Source organism: Agrobacterium sp. 22-3639C2 (assembly GCF_053522105.1).
This window is the reverse complement of record NZ_JBNWDB010000001.1, coordinates 520,876-540,911: the sequence shown is the minus strand read 5'-3', so window position 1 is coordinate 540,911 and position 20,036 is coordinate 520,876. Positions and strand designations below refer to the sequence as shown.

The following is a 20,036-nucleotide window of genomic DNA, read 5'->3' as shown; positions in this document are numbered from 1 at the left end:
GGCGTTTCCCATCTCGGGGGTCTTAAGCCGCCGATATCAGGCCGACTTCAGCAGATCGCCGTGCGGATCGAGCACGAACTTGGTTGCGGCACCCTGGTCGAAGCTTTCATATCCCTGTACGGCGTCGTCGAGTGCGATGATCTTGGCATTGACGATGTCGGCAATGGGCAGGCGGTCGTGCAGGATCGACTGCATGAGCTGGCGATTGTATTTCAGCACCGGCGTCTGGCCGGTATGGAAAGATTGTGCCTTGGCCCAACCGAGACCGAAGCGAAGCGACAGGCTGCCCTGTTTTGCTGCGGCATCGACCGCACCTGGGTCTTCGGTGACGTAAAGGCCGGGAATGCCGATCGAGCCGGCGGCACGGGTGATTTCCATCATCTGGTTAAGAACGATGGCCGGCTGTTCGCCGCCCGAATGGCCACGCGCTTCGAAACCGACGGCATCGATGGCGCTATCGACCTCGTTGGTGCCGACGATCTCGGCAATCATGTCGCCCAGCCGGTCACCCTTGGAAAGATCGACGGGCTCGAAGCCGACCTTGGCGGCGTGCGCGAGGCGATCCTTGTTGAAATCACCGATCATGACGACGGCGGCACCGAGAATACGGGCAGACGCGGCAGCCGCCAGACCGACCGGACCGGCGCCCGCGACATAGACCGTGGAGCCGACACCGACGCCGGCCTTGACCGCGCCATGAAAGCCGGTCGGCAGGATGTCCGAGAGCATGGTAAGGTCGCGGATCTTGGACATCGCCCTGTCGCGGTCGGGAAATTTCAGAAGGTTGAAGTCGGCATAGGGAATGGTGACGTATCTGGCCTGTCCGCCGATCCAGCCGCCCATGTCAACATAACCGTAGGCGCCGCCGGCACGGGCGGGGTTCACCGTCAGGCACACACCGGTATCCTGCGACTTGCAGCAGCGGCAGCGACCGCAGGCGACGTTGAACGGCACCGAGACGATATCGCCGATATCAAGCATCTCGACGTCGACGCCTTTTTCAATGACTTCGCCGGTGATCTCATGGCCAAGGACCAGGCCGGGCATCGCCGAGGTGCGGCCGCGCACCATATGCTGGTCCGAACCGCAGATATTCGTGGAAATAACCTTGAGAATGACACCGTGCTCGATACGGCGGCCATCCGGCGCCTCCAGCTTCGGATCATCGATGTCGCGGACCTCGACCTGGCCGGGGCGCAAATAGACGACGCCTCTGTTTTTGCTCATATCCATCTCCTCCTTGGGTTGAACACCAATACCGGCCCGCTCCTCCGCGGACAGGATATCGTCAAAACTCATGCGCGGACCCGTATGCGGCTCGCGTGGAATCTCAATCGGCGAAGGGATGGAAAGAAGAACAATCGGCGCGTCTGGACAAACTTCGCCTGCCTCTTGATCACCGCCCGCCGCAGATACCCGGCATTACGCCGAATATGTGCAGCAAACCATTTGGCGGGCGATGTGGCGGTCGGGAATACGACAACGCCTATATCCGCAACGACACCGGCTCTCGCCAGATGTCACGGTGGCGTTATCTGTCGATTGATTTTCTCAGGCGCCCGGCGGCATCCTGAATATATTGCCAGGCGACGCGACCGGAGCGGCCGCCGCGCGTGGTCGCCCATTCCAGCGCCTCGTGATGCAGGGTTTCGCGATCAAGGCCGAGATCGAAATGTTCGGCATAGCTGTCAATCATCGTCAGATAGTCTTCCTGGCCGCATTTGTGGAAGCCGAGCCACAGGCCGAAGCGGTCCGACAACGAGACCTTTTCCTCAACAGCTTCCGAAGGGTTGATGGCGGTCGATTGCTCGTTCTCCATCATGTGGCGCGGCAGAAGATGACGGCGATTGGACGTGGCATAGAACAGCACATTGTCCGGACGCCCCTCTATGCCGCCATCGAGGGCTGCCTTCAGCGACTTGTAGGCCGTGTCGTCGTGATCGAAGGAGAGGTCGTCGCAGAAGACGATGACGCGTTCGCCGGAAGCTTTCAATATATCCAGCAAGGCGGGCAGGGTGTGGATATCTTCGCGATGCACCTCGACCAGCTTAAAGGGAACGCCGCTTGCGGCGCGCACATCTTCGTGAACGGCCTTGACCAGCGAGGATTTGCCCATGCCGCGTGCGCCCCAGAGCAGCACGTTGTTGGCGGGAAAACCATCGGCAAAACGCAGCGTGTTCTCGTGCAGGATATCGCGCACATGATCGACGCCGCGAATGAGTTTCAGCGCAATGCGGTTCGGACGCGAGACCGGCTGCAGAAAGGAATTGACCGGCGTCCAGACAAAGCAATCCGCCGCATTCCAGTCGTTCACGGCAGGTGCCGGGCCTGCCAACCGTTCCATGGCGACGTTAAGCCGGCGCAGTTCGGCAAGAAGCAGGGTGGCCGTCTCTTCTCGAATCATGGTGTTTCTTCCGCTTATCCGATGTTCATAACGATGTTTTCAACCCGGCCTAGCATGGCGTTTCAGGCCCATAAAGGTTAAGAGGTCCGGAATCGGTACGGCGTGGCTTCTGCATCTGTTGCATTCCCGGCGTTCCCCACTATATTCCGGCGGCTTGAAAGCTGGGGCGGCATACGAGGTCGTGCTGTAATCGTTGAGGAGTTTTATATGTTCATTAGTCAAGCTTTTGCCCAGGACACGGCGGGCGGCGCGTCTGCATTCGGTTCCGGCCTTGAGATGCTTTTCCTGTTTGCACCGCTTATGGTGGTCTGGTACTTTTTCCTCATTCGCCCGCAGCGCGCGCAGATGAAGAAGCGTCAGGAAACGTTGACCAATATTCGCCGTGGCGATCAGGTCGTTCTTGGTGGCGGCATCGTTGGCAAGGTGACCAAGGTCATCGACGACAATGAACTCGAAGTCGAAATCGCCGAAGGCGTGAAAATCCGTGCCGCTCGTGCTTACATTGCCGAAGTGCGCGTGAAGGGCGAAGTGGTCAAGACGGAAGCCGCTTCCTGATCCTGCCGGATAATTGAACGTCCGCTTCCGAATTTGACGGGTTGCGCATCGCGCAACCCCAACCCTGACCGAGATCGAAATGCTTCATTTTTCCCGTTGGAAAACAGTCTTTATCTGGTTGCTTGTGCTGGCAAGCGTCTTCATCGCATCTCCCAACCTGTTTTCGGACAAGCAGCTGGAGGGCATGCCTGCCTGGTACAAGGACAACAAGGTAACGCTCGGTCTCGACCTTCAGGGCGGCTCGCACATCATGCTCAAGATCGAGCGTTCCGACATCGTCAAGGAACGGCTTGAAACGATCGTGGGTGACGTGCGCACGCAGCTTCGCGACGCCAACATCCGCTATTCGGGGCTTACCGGCAACGGCCAGCAGATCCAGGTTCGCATCAGCGATCCCGCTCAATATGAAGCGGCGAAAACCGCGCTTCGCGACCTGACGCAGCCGGTGTCCGCCGGAACGCTGGTCGGCGGTTCCATCACAGAAGTGACGATGAACGACGGCGGCGACAATCTGCTGCGGCTCAACCTGACCGATGAAGGCGTGGATTATCGCCTGTCCTCGGCCGTATCGCAGTCCATCGAAGTCGTGCGCCGCCGCGTTGACGAAGTCGGCACCACCGAACCTCTCATCCAGCGTCAAGGTTCCGACCGCATCATCGTACAGGTGCCGGGCCTCCAGGATCCGCAGCGCCTGAAATCGCTTCTCAACCAGACGGCAAAGCTGTCCTTCCGCATGGTCGATACCACCATGCCGGTGCAGGAAGCGATGAATGGCCGTCCGCCCGCGACCTCAGAGGTTCTTTATTCGCAGGACGATCCGCCGGTTCCCTATCTGGTGGAACGCCGCGCGCTCGTTTCCGGCGACAACCTCGTCGATGCGCAGGCAAGCTTCAACCAGCAGACCAACGAACCCGTCGTCACCTTCCGTTTCGACAGCCGCGGTGCGCAGCGCTTTGCGCAGGCGACGCAGCAGAATGTCGGCAAGCCTTTCGCCATCGTGCTCGACAATCAGGTCATTTCCGCACCTGTCATCCGTGAGCCGATCATCGGCGGTTCGGGACAGATTTCCGGCAGTTTCTCGGTTCAGGGCGCCAACGACCTTGCAGTCCTGTTGCGTGCGGGCGCACTTCCGGCCACGCTGACCGTGGTTGAGGAACGCACCGTCGGTCCGAGCCTTGGTAACGACTCCATTACCGCCGGCCTCACGGCAAGCGCCATCGGCGCCGTCGGCGTCCTCATCTTCATGTTCGTCTTTTATGGCTTCTTCGGCCTGCTTGCGAACATCGCCCTCATCGTCAACGTGGTCATGCTGATCGCCGTCCTCAGTGTGATCGGATCTACGCTCACCTTGCCCGGTATTGCGGGTATCGTCTTGACGATCGGTATGGCGGTGGACTCCAACGTTCTGATCTACGAGCGAATACGCGAAGAGGTGAAGAGCGGAAAACCGCTGATCCAGTCACTGGATAATGGTTTCACGCGCGCCTTTGCGACCATTATCGACGCCAACCTGACGACGCTGATCGTTGCAAGCGTGCTGTTCTACATGGGCACGGGTCCGGTCAAGGGCTTTGCCGTCACGCTTGCGGTCGGTATCATCACCACCGTCTTCACGGCCTATACGCTGACGGCCTGGATGTTTGGCTACTGGGTTCGCCGCAGCCGTCCGAAACATCTGCCGAAGGGTGTACGCACCGCCATGTTCGACGGTCGCGACATTCCGTTCATGCGTTATCGCCGTGTGGTTTTCATGATCACCGGTGTGATCATGCTCGCCTGCGTCGGCGGCTTCATCGCCAAGGGCCTGAACCTCGGCATCGATTTCCAGGGCGGCTCGGTTATCGAAGTGCGCGCCAAGCAGGGTGAGGCCGATCTTGCAGATATTCGCGAGCGTCTGAACCAGCTGAACCTCGGTGAAATCCAGGCACAGAATTTCGGCACGCCGCAGGACGTTCTCATACGCATTCAGGCGCAGGACGGCGGCGAAAATGCCGAGCAGTCGGCAATCACCCTGGTGCGCGGCGAGTTGCAGGACAAGTATGATTTCCGTCGCGTGGAAGTCGTTGGTCCGGCCGTGTCCGGTGACCTGACCGTGACCTCCACGATCGGCGTTGTGCTCGCCATGGCGGCGATCATGATCTACATATGGGTTCGCTTCGAGTGGCAGTTTGCACTGGGTGCGGTCATTTCGATGGTGCACGACGTGGTCTTCACCATCGGCCTGTTCGTCTTCCTGGGTATAGAGTTCAACCTGACCAGTATCGCGGCGATCCTGACGATCATCGGTTATTCGCTGAACGATACGGTGGTCATCTACGACCGTGTCCGTGAAAACCTCCGGCGATACAAGAAGATGCCACTTTCGATGATCATCGACGTATCGCTGAACCAGACCCTTTCGCGCACGATCCTTACCGGTCTGACCGTGCTTCTGGCACTGCTGGCCCTGTATCTGTTCGGTGGCGAGGTCATTCGTTCCTTCACCTTCGCAATGTTGTTCGGCGTCGGTATCGGCGTTTTCTCCTCGGTCTATATCGCGGCTCCGGTGCTGATCGCCTTCAAGCTGCGTCCCGACAGCAAGGATGCGGAAGACGAGAAGGATGAGAAGTCCGGCAATGCCATCGGCGGCAAGCCTGCCGTCTGATGGCCGGCGGGATTGAAATACGCCCGGCCCATTTTCCCGGCCGGGCGCCCATCGATGCCTATGGCAATGGCGGTTTCCGTTTCGCAGACATGTCGCACCGCGGCTCTCTCCTGTTGTTGCCTTCCGGCATTCACGGCTGGAGCCCGGTTGATGTGAAAGAATTGACGCTTGAGCATTTCGACAAGGTTCTGGCTGATGCGCAGGATATCGAAGTTCTTTTGATCGGCACGGGTGATGGCATGCGGGTCTTGCCGAAGGAATTGCGCGAAGCCTTCAGGCAAGCGGGCATTTCGGTCGATCCGATGAGCACGGGTGCTGCCGTTCGCACCTATAATATCATGCTTTCGGAATCGCGCGCCGTGGCTGCGGCGCTGATTGCCGTCGAAGGCTGACAGGACGTTTCGCGCGGGGAAACATGGCACCCACAGAGAATCTAGACGTCTGCCTCGCGACGCTGCGCGACACCGATCGCGACCGCTATCTCGCGTGCCTTCTGTCTCCGGCCGACAAGCGCGCAGCGCTTGCCGCGCTTTACGCCTTCAATGCCGAAATTGCCCGAATCCGCGATTCCGTGCGCGAGGCGCTGCCTGGCGAAGTTCGTATGCAATGGTGGCGCGATCTCCTTGATGGCAATGCGCATGGGGACAGCCAGTCTCACCCCGTTGCTGCCGCTCTTTCGTTGGCGATCGAGCAACATCGCCTGCCGCGACCGGTTCTTGCCAATATGATCGAGGCGCGCATCTTCGATCTTTATGACGATCTGTTCGTGGATCGTAACGCGCTCGAAGGCTATGCGGGGGAGACCGCCTCGGCACTGATCCAGCTGGCGAGCCTTGTGCTTTCGCCGGAAGACACTCCAGCAAGTGCGGAAGCTGCGGGACATGCGGGGGTTGCGCAGGCCATGGCCGGCATTCTAATGCTGATGCCGCTGCACCGTCGTCGTGGGCAGGTCTACATTCCCGCGGATATGCTTGCAGCTGCCGGGCTTGATCGCGAGACGTTTCTAGAAGGCGACGACAAACAACGCATCGGCATCGCCATCGAGATTTTTGCAACGCACGCGCTTGATCACATCGAGAAGGCGAGACGCGCCAAGATGTCCCGGAATGTCTTTGCGGCCTATCTTCCCGTTGCCTTGTCCGGCCCGGTCATCGCCGCTGCCAGAAAGGCGGGAGCGGGCGTGTTTGAAGGCGAAGTGCAACTGTCGCAGCTTCGCCGGCAATGGCTGCTGGCAAAGGCGTCTTTCCTCAAGCGTTTCTGATCGCTCGAACTGCACATCGCGCAGACAGATCGGAGCAATTTTCGCGTCGAGGCCGAAGAGCCACACTTCACGCAAGCCTCGGTGTTTAAGAGCTTGAGCCGGGTTCGCATCGTTTCGATTCGCGAATCGCGATGTTTCGGTGCTGAGGGAGCCTTCCCGCATGAATATGGCGGTCTGGATAATCGTTTTCGTGCTGCTTGCGGTCTTCGCTGTTTATGCCTGGCGCATGACACGGGCAACGGATGAGGACAATAACCACGATGTGGGGCAGGCGATCATGGATTTTGCCCGCGCGTTTCCCACCGAGGCGATCAGAAGCCTGCATATGACGGTGGATGGCGGCGCAGCCTTCGTGCGGTTGCACGACAACAAGGCCGGCTTCATGCGCAATATGGGATCCCATTATGTGTGCCTGATGATCGATCCCGAGCGGATAAGGGTCGAAAGTCTGGAAAGCGGTGACGGTTTCGTCGTTACGTTTTTCGATACGCCGAAATATAGCGGCTCATACCGCTTCAAATCCGCCGGAGAGGCCGCCGAGGTTTCGCTGTGGCTGCTCGGTAGCCTTGTGGAGGCGCAGGACCATCACGACTAAGGACCGCAGCCCTCGGGCGCCTGAAAGCGTTCTGGGTGTCATTGTCCGTCGAGCGGCGGGTTCGCTTCCGTCTGTACACGCTCGCGCCAGATGATGAAAAGGCCGGATGCAACGATGATAAGGATGCCGAGCCATTTCGATGGCGTCGGAAAATCCGAAAACAGCGCATAACCGAGAACCGTCGCCGAGATGATTTCGAAATACTGGAATGGTGCCAGAAGCGACAGCGGCGCCAGCCTGAAGGCCCTGACGATCAGGAGATGCATATAGCCGGATATCGACCCTAACACGATGAGCAGGGTGAGGGTGAAGCCGGATTGCGGAAGCGAGATCGCGAAATCCTTGTCACCGTAGGCGTCGCCGGCCAGAAGGGCTGCCGCCATGAACACCGTGCCGGCAATGCCGGACATGGTCTGCATGACAAGCGGACTGTCGGCATCGCCGATAGCGCGGTTAAGGAACAGGTAGAGCGTGTAGAGAAATGCGCAGGCGACCGGCAGGAGCGATGTCCAGCCGAAAATCTCAAAACTCGGCTGAATGACGATCAGAGCGCCGCCGAAACCCACCGCAATCGCTGTCCAGCGTTTCCAGCCGACCCTGTCGCCGAGGAAAAGGGCCGACATCATCGTCAGCATGAATGGCTCGACGAAATAGATGGCAAAGACATCGGCGAGTGGCATGTATTTGACGGCGGCGAAGAACATCAGGCTGGCACTGGCATGCAGCACGCCGCGCAGGCAGTTCATCCACGGTCGTCTGGCGCTGAACAGCGCTTTGGGTGAGACCAGCAGCAGCAGGGGCAGGGTGCACAGAAGCTGGAAAAAGAAGCGGTAGAAAGTGACCTGCGCCGGTGACATTCCGCCGCTCACCGCCATGTATTTGGCGATGGCATCCATGACGGGCAGCACGAACATGCAGCCCGCCATGATCATCATGCCCTTGGCGACATCGTTCAAACCGGTCTGGCTGGTCATGGGTAGGGCTGCGCTTTCAACCAAAAGGTCTGACGAGGAAACAGGAGCGCCAGAGGGCGCTCCCCCTCGACGAGGTCAGGCGGCCTTCTGGCGTGGCAGGCTCTTCATATCAATGACGAAGCGATAACGCACATCGCTTTTTATCATGCGTTCATAAGCCTCATTGATCTGATCGATATTGATCATCTCGATTTCGGCGGCGATGCCTTTTTCGGCGCAGAAATCCAGCATTTCCTGGGTTTCGGGAATGCCGCCAATCATCGAGCCGGCGAAGGTCTTGCGGCCGGGGATGAGGCTGAATGCGTGCACCGATAGCGGCTTCTCAGGCGCTCCGACCTGCACCAGTGCGCCATCCCGCTTCAGCAACGCAAGATAGGCGTTGATGTCGTGATCGGCGGCAACCGCGTCGATGATAAGATCGAGGCTGGAAGCCGCTTTCTTCATCTGGTCGGCATCGCGTGAAACGATCACCTCATGGGCACCGAGCTTTTTCGCGTCTTCTGCCTTGCCGGGGGAGGTGGTGATCATCACGACCGTAGCGCCCATGGCATTGGCGATCTTGACTGCCATATGGCCGAGGCCACCGAGACCGACGACGCCGATACGCTTGCCGGGACCTGCATTCCAGTGCCGCAGCGGCGAATAGGTGGTTATGCCGGCGCAGAGCAGGGGTGCTGCGGCTGCTGGATCGAGCCCTTCGGGGATCCGCAGCACATAGCGATCATCGACGACCACATGGGCGGAATAACCACCAAGCGTATGTGCGCCGCCGCCCATGGCCTTGTCAGGCGAGTTATAGGTGCCGGTCATGCCGTTTTCGCAATATTGCTCCAGCCCTTCGGCGCAGCTTGCGCATTCACGGCAGCTGTCGACGATACAGCCGACGCCGACGCGGTCACCCGCCTTGAATTTCGTGACCTGCGCGCCCACCCGACCGACGCGGCCGATGATTTCGTGGCCGGGGACGCAGGGGTAGAGAGAACCCGGCCATTCGCTGCGGGCCGTATGGATATCGGAGTGGCAGACGCCACAGAACTCGATTTCGATTTCGACATCGCGCGGGCCGGGATCGCGACGCTTGATGGTCGCGAGCTTCATCGGCGAAGAACCGTCATCGCAGGCATAGGCTGACGTTGTGAACATTGTCGTTCCTCCTCTTGTGGTGATCGATATTGCATGCACTGGCAGGCGATAAAAAAGTTGCGGCGGGTTTCAGCCGCCGGAGCCGGCTTCGGGCACTGCCGGGCCAAAGACCTCCTCAAAGGCTTCTCGCAGCAGAACATCGACATCGCCGATCATAACCGGCAATCCAAGATCGACAAGGCTGGTCACGCCATAGGCGCTGATGCCGCAGGGAACGATGCCGGAAAAATGCGCGAGGTCGGGATCGACATTGATCGACAGCCCGTGAAAGCTCACCCATTTGCGCAACCGGATGCCGAGCGCGGCGATCTTGTCCTCGGCCATGCTACCATCGGGAAGCAGGGGTTTTTCCGGACGCCTGACCCAGACACCAACCCGGTCTTCGCGCCGTTCGCCATGGACATTCATCTTGTCGAGCGTGCGGATGATGACATTCTCCAGCGCGGCAACATAGGCGCGGACATCCTGGCGCCGGCGTTTCAGGTCGAGCATGACGTAAACGACGCGCTGTCCCGGCCCGTGATAGGTATATTCGCCGCCGCGACCGGTGGCGAAGACCGGAAAACGCTCCGGCTCGATGAGGTCGGCAACATCGGCGCTGGTGCCTGCCGTGTAGAGTGGCGGGTGCTCCAGAAGCCACACGAGTTCGTCGGCCACGCCATTGGCTATGGCGGCAACTTCGCGTTCCATCTCTTCTATTGCCAGTTCGTAAGGCACGAGACCTTCCGAGATTCGCCAGCGAACAGGCGGCGAGCCGGGAACGGGCAGCATATTTGTCTCGATATCCGTGCGTGTGAGCATGAAAAAGTCCTTTCCACAGCCTTCTCGCAAAATGATGAGAAGGCTGCAACCCCAGCATTTCCGGGCTTCCTGCATATAGGGTGGGCCAGGCCGATTTTTAATTTCAAAAAACTGTCACGACGCTCTTGTGCACCCAAAATCCTTTTGCTACATGCACCCCCGTCGGCGCAAGTCGACGCCTACCACGATGCGGTCGTGGCGGAATTGGTAGACGCGCAGCGTTGAGGTCGCTGTGGGGCAACCCGTGGAAGTTCGAGTCTTCTCGACCGCACCAAAGAAACCCGCTTCGGCGGGTTTTTTCTTTTTCTGCCAATTGTTTGGCTTTGCTCCTCCCAAAAAAGAAGAAGCAGTTACGTCGATTAAATACGCCTCGGGCGACTTCGACTTGTTTCGTCTCGGCAGCCCGGGCTGTAAAATTTCAGGGCGTCAGACTATCGATCTTGCCGCCATTCGGATGAGATGTTTGCGGCTTAGCGTCTCCCCGCGCGATTGCCGTCACCGACCCGGTAGGGGTCGCCATCCATGACCTGGTCCATCCGCCATTCGTTTCCGCGATAAGGGCTTTGCCACGTCTGGCAGCCAGCTAGAAAGACAGTTGCCGACAGCAACCCAAAAGTAAGAGCGGTTCGCAGCATATGAGCATCCTTCGACATTTCATCTTGCAGTCATGTAGGTGCAAGCGGTTGGCTTTGCGACGCTTTTTTTTGAAATTGTCGTGCTTTCGAAACCGGCATCCGGATCAGGCGCCATTAAATTTCGGTGGATATCGATACACGTTGTAGTAGCCGGTTAAATACCCCCTCAAAACAAGGGGTGGAATATTAGAGGTCTGATGTTAGCGTTTGTCAGAAAAAAAGGTCTGGAGGTTTTCGTGCAGGGGGACAAGGCGGATTCAGACAATGCGCTCGGCTATTATATGTGGAGCATTTCCGACAATAGGTTGATCATGGACACCGTCACTGCGGAGTGTCATGGCTTTTCCGAAGCGGTGGCATCGCGAGGTGTGTCGATTGAGGATATTCTCGAAAGAATAGATGTGGAAATGCGCGATCAGGTGGCGCGGGCAATTTTCGAAAGCATCACTACCGGCGTGTTTTTCGACCAGCGTTACAAGGTGCATCTGCCAGATGGTTCCATCCGCTGGATCGTGGCGAAGGGCAGGGCGATTTTCGATGCTGAAAATACGCCGTTTCTTGGTCTCGGCAGCGTTCGCGATATCACTCTCAAAAAAACCTACCAGTTCGAGCCGCGCCAATAGCTATCGAGTGTCATGAAAAATGGCGCAAAAAAGAGGCGGCTTTCGCCGCCTTTTTCTGTTCGCACGCTACCGGGATATCAGAAGACGGCGAGATATTTCAGCAGCGAAATAATGCCGATGATGATGACGATGACTTGCGCGATCTGTTTCGCGCCGCCGCCGACGGGCAGTCGTGCGATGAGCCACAAGACGAGCACGATCACCAGGAAGGTGATCAGAATGCTGACGAGCGTAGATGTAACCATAGGTCCCAGCTCCCTGTATAATAAAGGTTCAACGGTCGTTCACCGTTGTGTGAGTAAAAAGCGCCAGACAGGTTTTGGTTCCATGCGATTGGTTGCACGCGATTAAATTAGGAATATTAGAATGATAGATGGTGGAAAGGTGAAGTTAAGGCCGGTTGGCGCCACCGCCAAGGTCGGGCGGCTTGGTCGCCCACTGATTTCGACAGTGACCGGCGGCGCCCTGGAAATTGTTACGGGTGTCTCTGAGCCGGGCTTCAATCCGATCGACCTCCTTTATTCGTCGCTTGCGGCATGCCTGGCGCTCAGCGCCCGCATTGCGGCGAGCCGCATGGGGTTGCTGGACGGCTTCGAGAGCGTGCTCGTTGACGTTTCCGGTGAGAAATCCGCGCAGGAGCCCTATCGCATCATCCGTTTCGATATCAGGATGGAGATTGCCGGGAGTTTCGATGAGGCGACGCGCGCCGCAATTGCCCATGCGGCCGAAGATATCTGCACCGTCAGCAACACTTTGAAGGGCGACGCGGACTTTGCTCTTTCGATCGCTAGCTGATCGTCACGGCTTTCGGGATTTTTCCCATTTCTTCACAAGCCGGTCGCGTTTCAGCTTCGACAGGCGCTTCAGCCAGAACACACCATCCAGCTGGTCGATCTCGTGCTGGATGCAGATGGCGTGAAATCCCTTGGCGCTCTCTCGATGTTCCACGCCCGCTACGTCCTGAAACCTCACCTCGACCTCAGACGGACGTTCCACCTCCTCGGTGAAGCCCGGCATTGAGACGCTGCCTTCCACATGCCGCATGGTCTGCGCGGAGTGACTGACGATTTCGGGATTGATGTATGTCAACACGGTTCCCGGCGTCAGCTCAAGCACGAAGACGCGCTGTTTTACACCGATGTGAGCCGCGGTGATGCCGACGCCGGGGGCGGCGCGCATGGTGTCGATCAGGTCCGTGACCAGATTTTGCAGGTGGTCGTCAAAAACAGTGACCGGCGCGCAAATCTCGGAAAGGCCGGCATGGGGGTAGGACAGGATCGGCCTGATTGCCAAGGAATGCTCCGTTCGTTTCAGGTTTGAGAGGATAGCGCGGCGAGCGCCTGTCCTTCCGCTGTGACCTCCAGCCAACTGCGCTGGGTGCGGGCGTCGCGTTTCGTCACCCGCACAAAGCGCGGTGACAGGGCGGAGATTTCGCGCAGGACGAGGGCATGCGCAAGTCCCAGCCGATTGGCGATGCTGCGGCTGTCGGTGGCGATATCCATATTGATGGCAAGAAGGATCGCCGCGCACGTGGCCGAAAGCGCCTGCGACGATCCTTGCACGATCTGCTCCACCGCTGCCATGAAAGCCGCTGCAGATTGTTCCTCACCCATCAAGCCATCCTGTTCAAGAGGCGGAACCGGCAAGCAGGCGGAAGGAGACGAGTACCGATTTCGACGTTGGCGTGAAGCTGCCTTCGCCATAGCTTGACAGCGGCACCAGCACGTTCAGTTCGGGATAATATCCGCCGACACTGCCGCGCGGAATATTGTAGGGGACCAACCGGAAATTTTGGGCGATCCGCTCCACGCCATCGCCATATTCGCCGATGACATCGACCCGCTGGCGGGAGTGGGCGCCCAGCGCCTCCATATCCGCAGGATTCATGAAGATGACCTGGCGTTCGCCATAAACGCCGCGATAACGGTCGTCCATGCCGTAAATCGTGGTGTTGTATTGGTCGTGGCTGCGGAATGTCTGCAGCACGAAAAGATTGTCGCCCGTGAGCGCCTGCTGATGCTCAGTCTGTTCGGGAAGCGGGCCGCTATAAAAGACGGCCTTTTTTGCCGGCGTGTTCCATTCCCGTTCGGAGGCCGTGTTGCGCAGGCGAAAACCGCGCGGCACGCGGACGCGTTCGTTGAAATTGTCGAAACAGGGGATGACCCGCTCGATCATGTCTCGGATGAGATCGTAATCCTCGGCAAGCGCTTTCCAGTCGACCTGCGCATTGCCAAGGGTCGCTTGCGCAATGCCGGCAACGATGGCGACTTCGGAGCGTAGTTCCTCCGAGGCAGGCGGATTGATGCCGCCGGAACCATGCACCATGCTCATGGAATCCTCGACCGTGACGATCTGCGGCTTGCCCGCAGAATTACGGTCGATTTCCGTTCGGCCAAGGCAGGGCAGCACGAAGGAGATTTCGCCCGGCACCAGATGCGAATGGTTGAGCTTGGTGGCGATATTGACCGTCAGTTTCTGATTTTCAAAAGCCTTGACGATCAGCGGACTGTCGGGCGTTGCCCGCATGAAGTTGCCGCCGAGCGCGATGAAGGTTTGCGCCTCGCCAGCCAGCATGGCGGCTACTGCTTCGACGGTGTTGTGGCCGGGTTTGCGCGGCATGGCGACGCCGAGTTCTTTTTCCAGTGCGTCTAGCAGCGCCGGCGGCGCTTTTTCATCGATACCGACCGTGCGATCACCCTGAACGTTGGAATGGCCGCGTACCGGGCAAAGACCGGCACCGGGGCGGCCGATATTGCCGCGCAGCAACATGAAGTTGGTGATTTCGCGAACCATGATGACAGAGTGGCGATGCTGGGTGACGCCCATGGCCCAGGTGGCGATGACGGAGCCGGCATTCATGTAGATGCAGGCGGCTTCTTCGATTTCTGCGCGGGTGAGGCCGGACTGGTCGAGAATGCTTTCCCAGCTGGTTGCCTCGACGGCATCACGATAAGCCTCGAACTCGACCGCATGTTCGGCGATGAAGTCGTAATCGATGATGGCAGATTCTCCGGCAGTCCTTGCGGCGTCGTCGGCTGCAAAGATCGCCTTGCTCATGCCGCGCACCACCGCCATGTCGCCGCCTTGCCGGGGCTGGTAATAATTCGTGGCGATCTTGGTGTTGCCGCCGGTGATCATCTCGATCTTGTCCTGCGGATCGGCGAAGCGCTCCAGACCCTTTTCCTTGATCGGATTGAGGACGACGATTTTCGCGCCGCGAAGCGCTGCCCGGCGCAGGTCGCCCAGCATGCGCGGGTGGTTCGTGCCGGGATTTTGGCCGATTACGAAGATCGCGTCTGCCTGCTCGAAGTCTTCCAGGAGCACCGTGCCCTTGCCGACGCCGATCGAGGCTTTCAGGCCGACACCGCTTGCCTCGTGGCACATGTTGGAGCAGTCGGGAAAATTGTTCGTGCCGTAAAGCCGAACCATCAATTGATAGATGAAGGCTGCCTCGTTGGAGGCGCGGCCGGATGTGTAGAATTCCGCCCGGTCCGGGCTGTCGAGGCTGTTGAGAACGCCGCCGATTTCGGCAAAGGCGTCGTCCCAGGAGACCGGTAGATATTTGTCGCTCGCCCGGTCGTAACGCATCGGGTGGGTGAGGCGGCCCTGTTTTTCCAGATCGTAGTCAGACCAGCCGCGCAGTTCGGAGACGGTGCGGGTGGCGAAAAAATCCGGCGGCACCCGGGCTTCCGTCGCTTCCCAAGCGACCGCCTTGACGCCGTTTTCGCAGAATTCGAAGGAAGAGCCATGCTCCGGATCGCCCCATGCACAGCCCGGGCAATCGAATCCATCCGGCTGGTTTGCCTTCAGCAGCGTGCGTGCGCCGGAAATCGGCGCGCCGGATTCCATCAGCCGTTTGCCAACGCTTTTAAGCGCGCCCCAGCCACCTGCGGCGGCGGAAGCCTTGCCGATGAAATCTGTCTTGCTCATTGTCGTGATTTTCCTGAAATTTTCCTGGCCGCCCAGGGATACTTACCGTTTGGCAACGGCCAATCATATATAAAAAAAGCTCTTTCAGAATCGTCTATGGGCGACATATGTCAATCTCTATCTTACCGGTTCCGACGGAACGGCAAGGGCGTTCCGGACGTTGTGCGGATTGAGGTGCACTGCCTGCCGCTGCATCATCATGGAGTGCTGCGCTCTTCGATCATGGTCTTGCGAAAGGGCGCTCCATGCCATTTTCGTCGCAGTTCCGAAGCCCGTTGTTTTTCACCTATCCGGTTGTTGACAATATACTTTTTAACGCCATTCTGCCTGCAAATTCGTGCACTGCGGCATTTAAAGAAGGGGACGCCAGATGACAGACCGTGACGACGATCTTCTCGCGCCCGAAGAGTCGAAACCGACAGAGGCACCCTCCGATATCTACGCCGAGGACGGCTCTGTCCGCTCCGACTTTCTGGCGATGGTGGGGGCAGCGATTGCCGACCGCGATCTGCTTTTCCTGCGCAAGAATGTGGCGCGACTGCATGAGTCTGAACTCGGCGACGTGCTGGAGTCGATCATGCCGGAGCAGCGCCACGCGCTCGTGCGGTTGCTGGGTTCCGATTTTGACATGACGGCGCTGACCGAGGTGGATGAAGGCATCCGTCTCGATATCGTCGACCAGATGTCGAATGAGCAGATCGCTGCCGGTATCGGCGAACTGGATTCGGACGACGCTGTCTACATTCTCGAGGATCTCGACGACGAGGACCGCGAGGACATCCTCTCGCAACTCCCGTTCACCGAACGGGTGCGGCTGATGCGGGCGCTGGATTATCCGGAAAGCTCTGCCGGCCGTCGCATGCAGACGGAATTCGTTGCCGTGCCGCCGTTCTGGACCGTGGGACAGACCATTGATTATTTGCGTGAGGAGGAGGAGTTACCGGATTCCTTCACGCAGATCTTCGTCATCGACCCCACGTTCAAGCTAGTCGGCGCTCTCGATCTCGACAAGGTGCTGCGCGCCAAGCGTCAGGTGAAGATCGAAACGATCATGCACGAGACCAACCACTCCATTCCGGCCGAAATGGACCAGGAAGAAGCGGCGCAACTTTTCGAACAATACGACCTTCTATCCGCCGCCGTGGTGGACAATAACGGCCGTCTGGTTGGCGTGCTCACCATCGATGACGTGGTCGACGTCATTCAGGAAGAAGCCGAAGAGGATTTGCTGCGCCTTGGCGGTGTGGGCGACGAAGAACTGTCTGACAGCATCACCAGCACCTCGCGCTCGCGTGTGCCGTGGCTTGCGGTCAACCTCCTTACCGCCTTTCTGTCTGCCTCCGTCATCAGCCTTTTCGATGCGACGATCCAGCAGATCATTGCGCTGGCGATTTTGATGCCGACGGTTGCCGGGATGGGCGGCAATGCCGGATCGCAGACCATGACCGTGTCCGTGCGGGCGCTGGCTACCAAAAGCCTAGATATTCACAACGCTGCCCGCATTATCAGGCGTGAAGCGGGCGTTGGCATCCTGAACGGGTTGTTGTTCGGCTGTGCCATCGGCATCGTTGCAGGCGTGTGGTTCCAGGATGTCCATATCGGTGGAATCATTGCTGCCGCCATGTGTCTCAACATGCTGGCGGCGGCGCTGGCAGGCATTCTCATTCCGCTGGTTCTCGACAGGTTCGGGGCAGACCCCGCCGTTTCCTCTGCTGTCTTCGTGACGGCGGTAACGGACATTGTCGGCTTTTTTTCGTTTCTGGGCATCGCGACCTGGTGGTACGGTATTTCGGGATAGGCCAGAACAGGCGAAAGCGGCAGGAAAAATTGACTTTTACGTGAAGGTCAAATAATAATTGTCCGGTTATGAATCGGATAGGCCCTTGGACAAGTATTATAGCATAACCGAACTGACGCGCGAATTCGGTGTTTCCACCCGCACCTTGCGATTTTACGAGGATGAGGGCCTCATTCACCCTGAGCGACGCGGGCGTACGAGGCTTTTCAGGTCTGCGGATCGGCGTCTCATTCAGGAAATCCTGCGCGGCCGCCGTATCGGTTTCACGATCGCAGAAATTCGCGAGATCATTCACGTCTACAAGGAGCCGCCGGGCGAATCAGGCCAGCTTGTGCTTCTGATGAAGAAGGTCGATGAGAAGCGCGCCGATCTCAGGCAAAAGCGCAAGGACATCGAAGAGACGCTGGCTGAACTCGACAATGTCGAAGAGGCCTGCCTTACGCGCCTTGCCGAAATCGGCGTAGGGACCTGATGCAGGTTTCCCGCCGTCGCGCTTGACGTGATGGCCCTGGATTTCCCGCGGAGAGGAAAACCTCTCACTCCGTCATGCTTTTGATTTTACGCGACGTGGATAGATACTCGGGTCAAGCCCGAGAATGACGCCGAGCGTAGATTGGGCGTGTGTCGTTCTTTACTGCGCCTCAACCGTGCACTGTTGCGCCACGTCGCTGACTTTCGTCTGCTGCTCCGCACTGAGCTTGCCTTCCATCATGATGTCAAACAGGCTTTCCGCTTGCAGCTTTTCAAGCGTGCAGCCGCAGAAACGTTGGCACAATTCCTGCCCGTTAGCCTGCTGGACGCAGCTTTTTTCACAGCTCGATTTGTAAAGCTCCACCTGGTCGACAGGAGGAGGCGGTGCCACAAGTGATACCGCGTAGACGAGGCCAATCAGCGCCGGCTGATGAATGAGGTAAAAGGCAAGGCTGTGACGGCCCGCTGTTGCTATCAGATTGCGGGGGGAGCTTGGGTTGCGAAAACGGTCCAGCCAGCTGCGCGGTGTGACGAATTGCGAAACCGCAAGTCCGGCAAGAAAGGGCGCGAGCCACGGCAAGAGCGGCACATAATCGTTCGAGCGCGGCGGCATGGTGGAGAAACCGACCCATGCCAGCCATTTGCTGTTGAAAAAATCCGACTGGACGTATTGCGGCAGCGCAAAGGCAAGAGCCGCGAAAAGCAGCGTCACCAGCGGGGGGGCCCGCAGGAACAGCAGCCCGACAAGGCTTGCAGCGGCTATGTTGTGCAGGATTCCGAAAAAGATGAAGCTATCCGGAAAGGCGACATAGGTAGCGATGGTGATGAGCAGCGCCGAGCCCGCCACCATTGCAAAACGCTTGCCGAAGGACGGCCAGTTTATGGCTTTGCCATGGGCGAGAAACAGGCTGAAACCGGCGAGGAACAGGAACGAGCTGGCAATGGCGCGCGCATAAAGCTTCCACAGGCCGGTGGTTGCCGTACCCGGCTCCAGATAGCCGAAATACTCCAGATTCCATGTGAAGTGGTAAGACGCCATGGCGATGAGCGCCAGCCCGCGCAGTGTATCGAGACCGCCCATGCGGCCTTTGCGGCGGGTGTCGATTGCAGCTGTTTCTGTTTCCATAATTCCTGCTGTTTCAGCTGTCTGAAGCCGTTGTCTACACAAGGGCTTGGCCCGTGAAGTAAGGCTATTTCAAGGCCCGGGCCTGTCCATGATGGCGCGGCGGGCCTCGGAGAAGAACTGGCGGCGCAACAGCGCCACTATGATGATGACCGTGCTTGCGATGAAGACATAGGGGCTGATGAACCAGCCGAGATAACCGATCGACAGGAAGATCGTCCGCAGCCCATCATTGAAGTTCTTAGCAGCGATGATGTTCATCTTTATGACGTTTTCAGCGGCACGCTCGGCAGCGTCGCGATCCGCGTTGACATCATGGACCATGGGTATGGCACCGAACAGGATCGTGCAATAATTGAACAGGCGGTAGGACCAGCCGAACTTGAAAAACGAGTAGCCGAAAAGGCAGGTTAGCCCCATGACCTTCAGTTCGAAGGCCGTGCGCCCGGCATACTGCACGAAGGGCAGGTCGCGAAACACGGTTTCGACCCGATCTGTCGCCCCCAGAAGAGCAAAGCAGCCGCCGATAGCAAAGATCGAGGTAGACGCGAAAAAAGCGGTACCATTCTGCAAACCCGCCATGATCTGTGTGTCGATCATCTTCAAGTCGCGTTTGAGAGAATTGTAAATCCAGTCGCGTCGACGCTCCGCCATGGCCTGATTGAGGCTGGTTCGCGAAAACAGCGTCGTTCCCGTCGTGAGGTGGGTATAGGTGGCCCATAACACGATAAAAACGACGATCGAGATATAGTCCATGACGGTCATCACGGGCAGGTCACCTTGCTGTTTGCGAATCTTCGCGGCCATATTGATTTGAAGGCCATGGCAAGGCAATGGCAGCGGCCTCCATGGGCGAACATTCTCCCGCCGCGTTGCAGCTTCGTCATTTCGTTTTCTGCTAACGTTCCGGTAACCAAGTGGCTTTATCAATCCCGTCGCGGACGGAAAGGTCTGCCGGTTCCGGGTCAAGGTTTTGCGTACCGGTTCCGCTTGATTTTTCGTAGACACCGCTCGCCGATTGACAGAATGACCGTTCGCACCTAGCTTTTTGTCAGGACCGGTGTTTCCGGCATCCGGAG

General features: G+C 58.4%; 20 protein-coding genes and 1 tRNA gene. 10 read left to right on the top strand and 11 right to left on the bottom strand.

Annotated elements, in window-relative coordinates; translation table 11 throughout:
* Window positions 1-36: 36 nt before the first annotated feature.
* Window positions 37-1,227, bottom strand: a complete 1,191-nt coding sequence (gene fdhA, locus ACQZ6D_RS02680) for a formaldehyde dehydrogenase, glutathione-independent (RefSeq protein WP_025593503.1) — start codon at window positions 1,225-1,227, stop codon at window positions 37-39.
* Window positions 1,228-1,531: 304 nt separating this feature from the next.
* Window positions 1,532-2,404, bottom strand: coding sequence for an ATP-binding protein (locus ACQZ6D_RS02675; protein WP_065702492.1), 873 nt, complete (start codon window positions 2,402-2,404; stop codon window positions 1,532-1,534).
* 207 nt (window positions 2,405-2,611) lie between these two features.
* Between ACQZ6D_RS02675 and yajC the strand changes: the two genes are divergently transcribed.
* The 5 genes from yajC (at window position 2,612) to ACQZ6D_RS02650 (ending at window position 7,459) form a co-directional block, all read left to right on the top strand.
* Entirely contained in the window at window positions 2,612-2,959 is a 348-nt protein-coding gene (gene yajC, locus ACQZ6D_RS02670; protein ID WP_003515350.1) for a preprotein translocase subunit YajC, read from the top strand.
* Window positions 2,960-3,038: 79 nt separating this feature from the next.
* Window positions 3,039-5,603 carry a protein translocase subunit SecDF gene (gene secDF / locus ACQZ6D_RS02665; RefSeq protein ID WP_065702493.1) on the top strand — a complete coding sequence of 855 codons (2,565 nt, stop codon included), beginning with the start codon at window positions 3,039-3,041 and terminating at the stop codon, window positions 5,601-5,603.
* Window positions 5,603-5,995, top strand: coding sequence for an Mth938-like domain-containing protein (locus ACQZ6D_RS02660; RefSeq protein WP_003515346.1), 393 nt, complete (start codon window positions 5,603-5,605; stop codon window positions 5,993-5,995). The genes secDF and ACQZ6D_RS02660 overlap by 1 nt, the downstream gene beginning before the upstream one ends.
* A gap of 23 nt (window positions 5,996-6,018) precedes the next feature.
* Window positions 6,019-6,864 carry a phytoene/squalene synthase family protein gene (locus tag ACQZ6D_RS02655; RefSeq protein ID WP_019566236.1) on the top strand — a complete coding sequence of 282 codons (846 nt, stop codon included), beginning with the start codon at window positions 6,019-6,021 and terminating at the stop codon, window positions 6,862-6,864.
* 160 nt (window positions 6,865-7,024) lie between these two features.
* On the top strand, window positions 7,025-7,459 hold the full coding sequence (locus tag ACQZ6D_RS02650; protein WP_065702494.1) for a hypothetical protein: 435 nt from the start codon (window positions 7,025-7,027) through the stop codon (window positions 7,457-7,459).
* A gap of 38 nt (window positions 7,460-7,497) precedes the next feature.
* Here the strand turns inward: ACQZ6D_RS02650 and ACQZ6D_RS02645 are convergent, their stop codons facing one another.
* The 3 genes from ACQZ6D_RS02645 to lipB all read right to left on the bottom strand — a co-directional run bounded on the left by ACQZ6D_RS02645 (window position 7,498) and on the right by lipB (window position 10,377).
* A complete protein-coding gene (locus ACQZ6D_RS02645; RefSeq protein WP_038491061.1) occupies window positions 7,498-8,433 on the bottom strand; it encodes a DMT family transporter in 936 nt (311 codons plus the stop codon).
* Between the two features lie 75 nt (window positions 8,434-8,508).
* Window positions 8,509-9,576, bottom strand: coding sequence for an NAD(P)-dependent alcohol dehydrogenase (locus ACQZ6D_RS02640; protein ID WP_003515339.1), 1,068 nt, complete (start codon window positions 9,574-9,576; stop codon window positions 8,509-8,511).
* Window positions 9,577-9,645: 69 nt separating this feature from the next.
* On the bottom strand, window positions 9,646-10,377 hold the full coding sequence (gene lipB, locus ACQZ6D_RS02635) for a lipoyl(octanoyl) transferase LipB (protein ID WP_065702552.1): 732 nt from the start codon (window positions 10,375-10,377) through the stop codon (window positions 9,646-9,648).
* Between the two features lie 189 nt (window positions 10,378-10,566).
* Between lipB and ACQZ6D_RS02630 the strand changes: the two genes are divergently transcribed.
* Window positions 10,567-10,651: transfer RNA gene (locus tag ACQZ6D_RS02630), tRNA-Leu, on the top strand.
* A 558-nt stretch (window positions 10,652-11,209) separates the two neighbouring features.
* Window positions 11,210-11,635, top strand: coding sequence for a PAS domain-containing protein (locus tag ACQZ6D_RS02625; protein ID WP_003515332.1), 426 nt, complete (start codon window positions 11,210-11,212; stop codon window positions 11,633-11,635).
* A 77-nt stretch (window positions 11,636-11,712) separates the two neighbouring features.
* Here the strand turns inward: ACQZ6D_RS02625 and ACQZ6D_RS02620 are convergent, their stop codons facing one another.
* Window positions 11,713-11,880, bottom strand: coding sequence for a Thivi_2564 family membrane protein (locus tag ACQZ6D_RS02620; RefSeq protein ID WP_003502827.1), 168 nt, complete (start codon window positions 11,878-11,880; stop codon window positions 11,713-11,715).
* 121 nt (window positions 11,881-12,001) lie between these two features.
* On the opposite strand from ACQZ6D_RS02620, the gene ACQZ6D_RS02615 reads away from it, so the two are divergent.
* Window positions 12,002-12,430: an OsmC family protein gene (locus tag ACQZ6D_RS02615; RefSeq protein WP_003515329.1), complete on the top strand. Its 429-nt coding sequence runs from the start codon at window positions 12,002-12,004 to the stop codon at window positions 12,428-12,430.
* A gap of 3 nt (window positions 12,431-12,433) precedes the next feature.
* On the opposite strand, the gene ACQZ6D_RS02610 is transcribed toward ACQZ6D_RS02615, so the two are convergent.
* Genes ACQZ6D_RS02610 through ACQZ6D_RS02600 form a run of 3 tightly spaced genes read right to left on the bottom strand, consistent with a single transcriptional unit; the run spans window position 12,434 to window position 15,565 of the window.
* The gene (locus tag ACQZ6D_RS02610; protein ID WP_065702495.1) at window positions 12,434-12,928 is read right to left on the bottom strand and encodes a peptide deformylase; all 495 of its coding nucleotides are present in this window, start codon (window positions 12,926-12,928) and stop codon (window positions 12,434-12,436) included.
* A 17-nt stretch (window positions 12,929-12,945) separates the two neighbouring features.
* Window positions 12,946-13,248, bottom strand: a complete 303-nt coding sequence (locus ACQZ6D_RS02605; RefSeq protein ID WP_013636181.1) for a hypothetical protein — start codon at window positions 13,246-13,248, stop codon at window positions 12,946-12,948.
* Between the two features lie 13 nt (window positions 13,249-13,261).
* The gene (locus ACQZ6D_RS02600; protein ID WP_065702496.1) at window positions 13,262-15,565 is read right to left on the bottom strand and encodes an FdhF/YdeP family oxidoreductase; all 2,304 of its coding nucleotides are present in this window, start codon (window positions 15,563-15,565) and stop codon (window positions 13,262-13,264) included.
* A gap of 370 nt (window positions 15,566-15,935) precedes the next feature.
* On the opposite strand from ACQZ6D_RS02600, the gene mgtE reads away from it, so the two are divergent.
* Together mgtE and ACQZ6D_RS02590 are read left to right on the top strand one after the other, a co-directional pair.
* Complete coding sequence (gene mgtE, locus ACQZ6D_RS02595; protein WP_111783046.1) at window positions 15,936-17,363, top strand: magnesium transporter; 1,428 nt, start codon at window positions 15,936-15,938, stop codon at window positions 17,361-17,363.
* 85 nt (window positions 17,364-17,448) lie between these two features.
* On the top strand, window positions 17,449-17,835 hold the full coding sequence (locus tag ACQZ6D_RS02590) for a MerR family transcriptional regulator (protein ID WP_003515319.1): 387 nt from the start codon (window positions 17,449-17,451) through the stop codon (window positions 17,833-17,835).
* 159 nt (window positions 17,836-17,994) lie between these two features.
* On the opposite strand, the gene ACQZ6D_RS02585 is transcribed toward ACQZ6D_RS02590, so the two are convergent.
* Together ACQZ6D_RS02585 and ACQZ6D_RS02580 are read right to left on the bottom strand one after the other, a co-directional pair.
* Window positions 17,995-18,960 (bottom strand): heparan-alpha-glucosaminide N-acetyltransferase, encoded by a 966-nt coding sequence (locus ACQZ6D_RS02585; RefSeq protein WP_003515315.1) that lies wholly within the window; start codon window positions 18,958-18,960, stop codon window positions 17,995-17,997.
* A 69-nt stretch (window positions 18,961-19,029) separates the two neighbouring features.
* The gene (locus ACQZ6D_RS02580) at window positions 19,030-19,722 is read right to left on the bottom strand and encodes a DUF599 domain-containing protein (protein ID WP_013636176.1); all 693 of its coding nucleotides are present in this window, start codon (window positions 19,720-19,722) and stop codon (window positions 19,030-19,032) included.
* Between the last annotated feature and the right edge of the window lie 314 nt (window positions 19,723-20,036).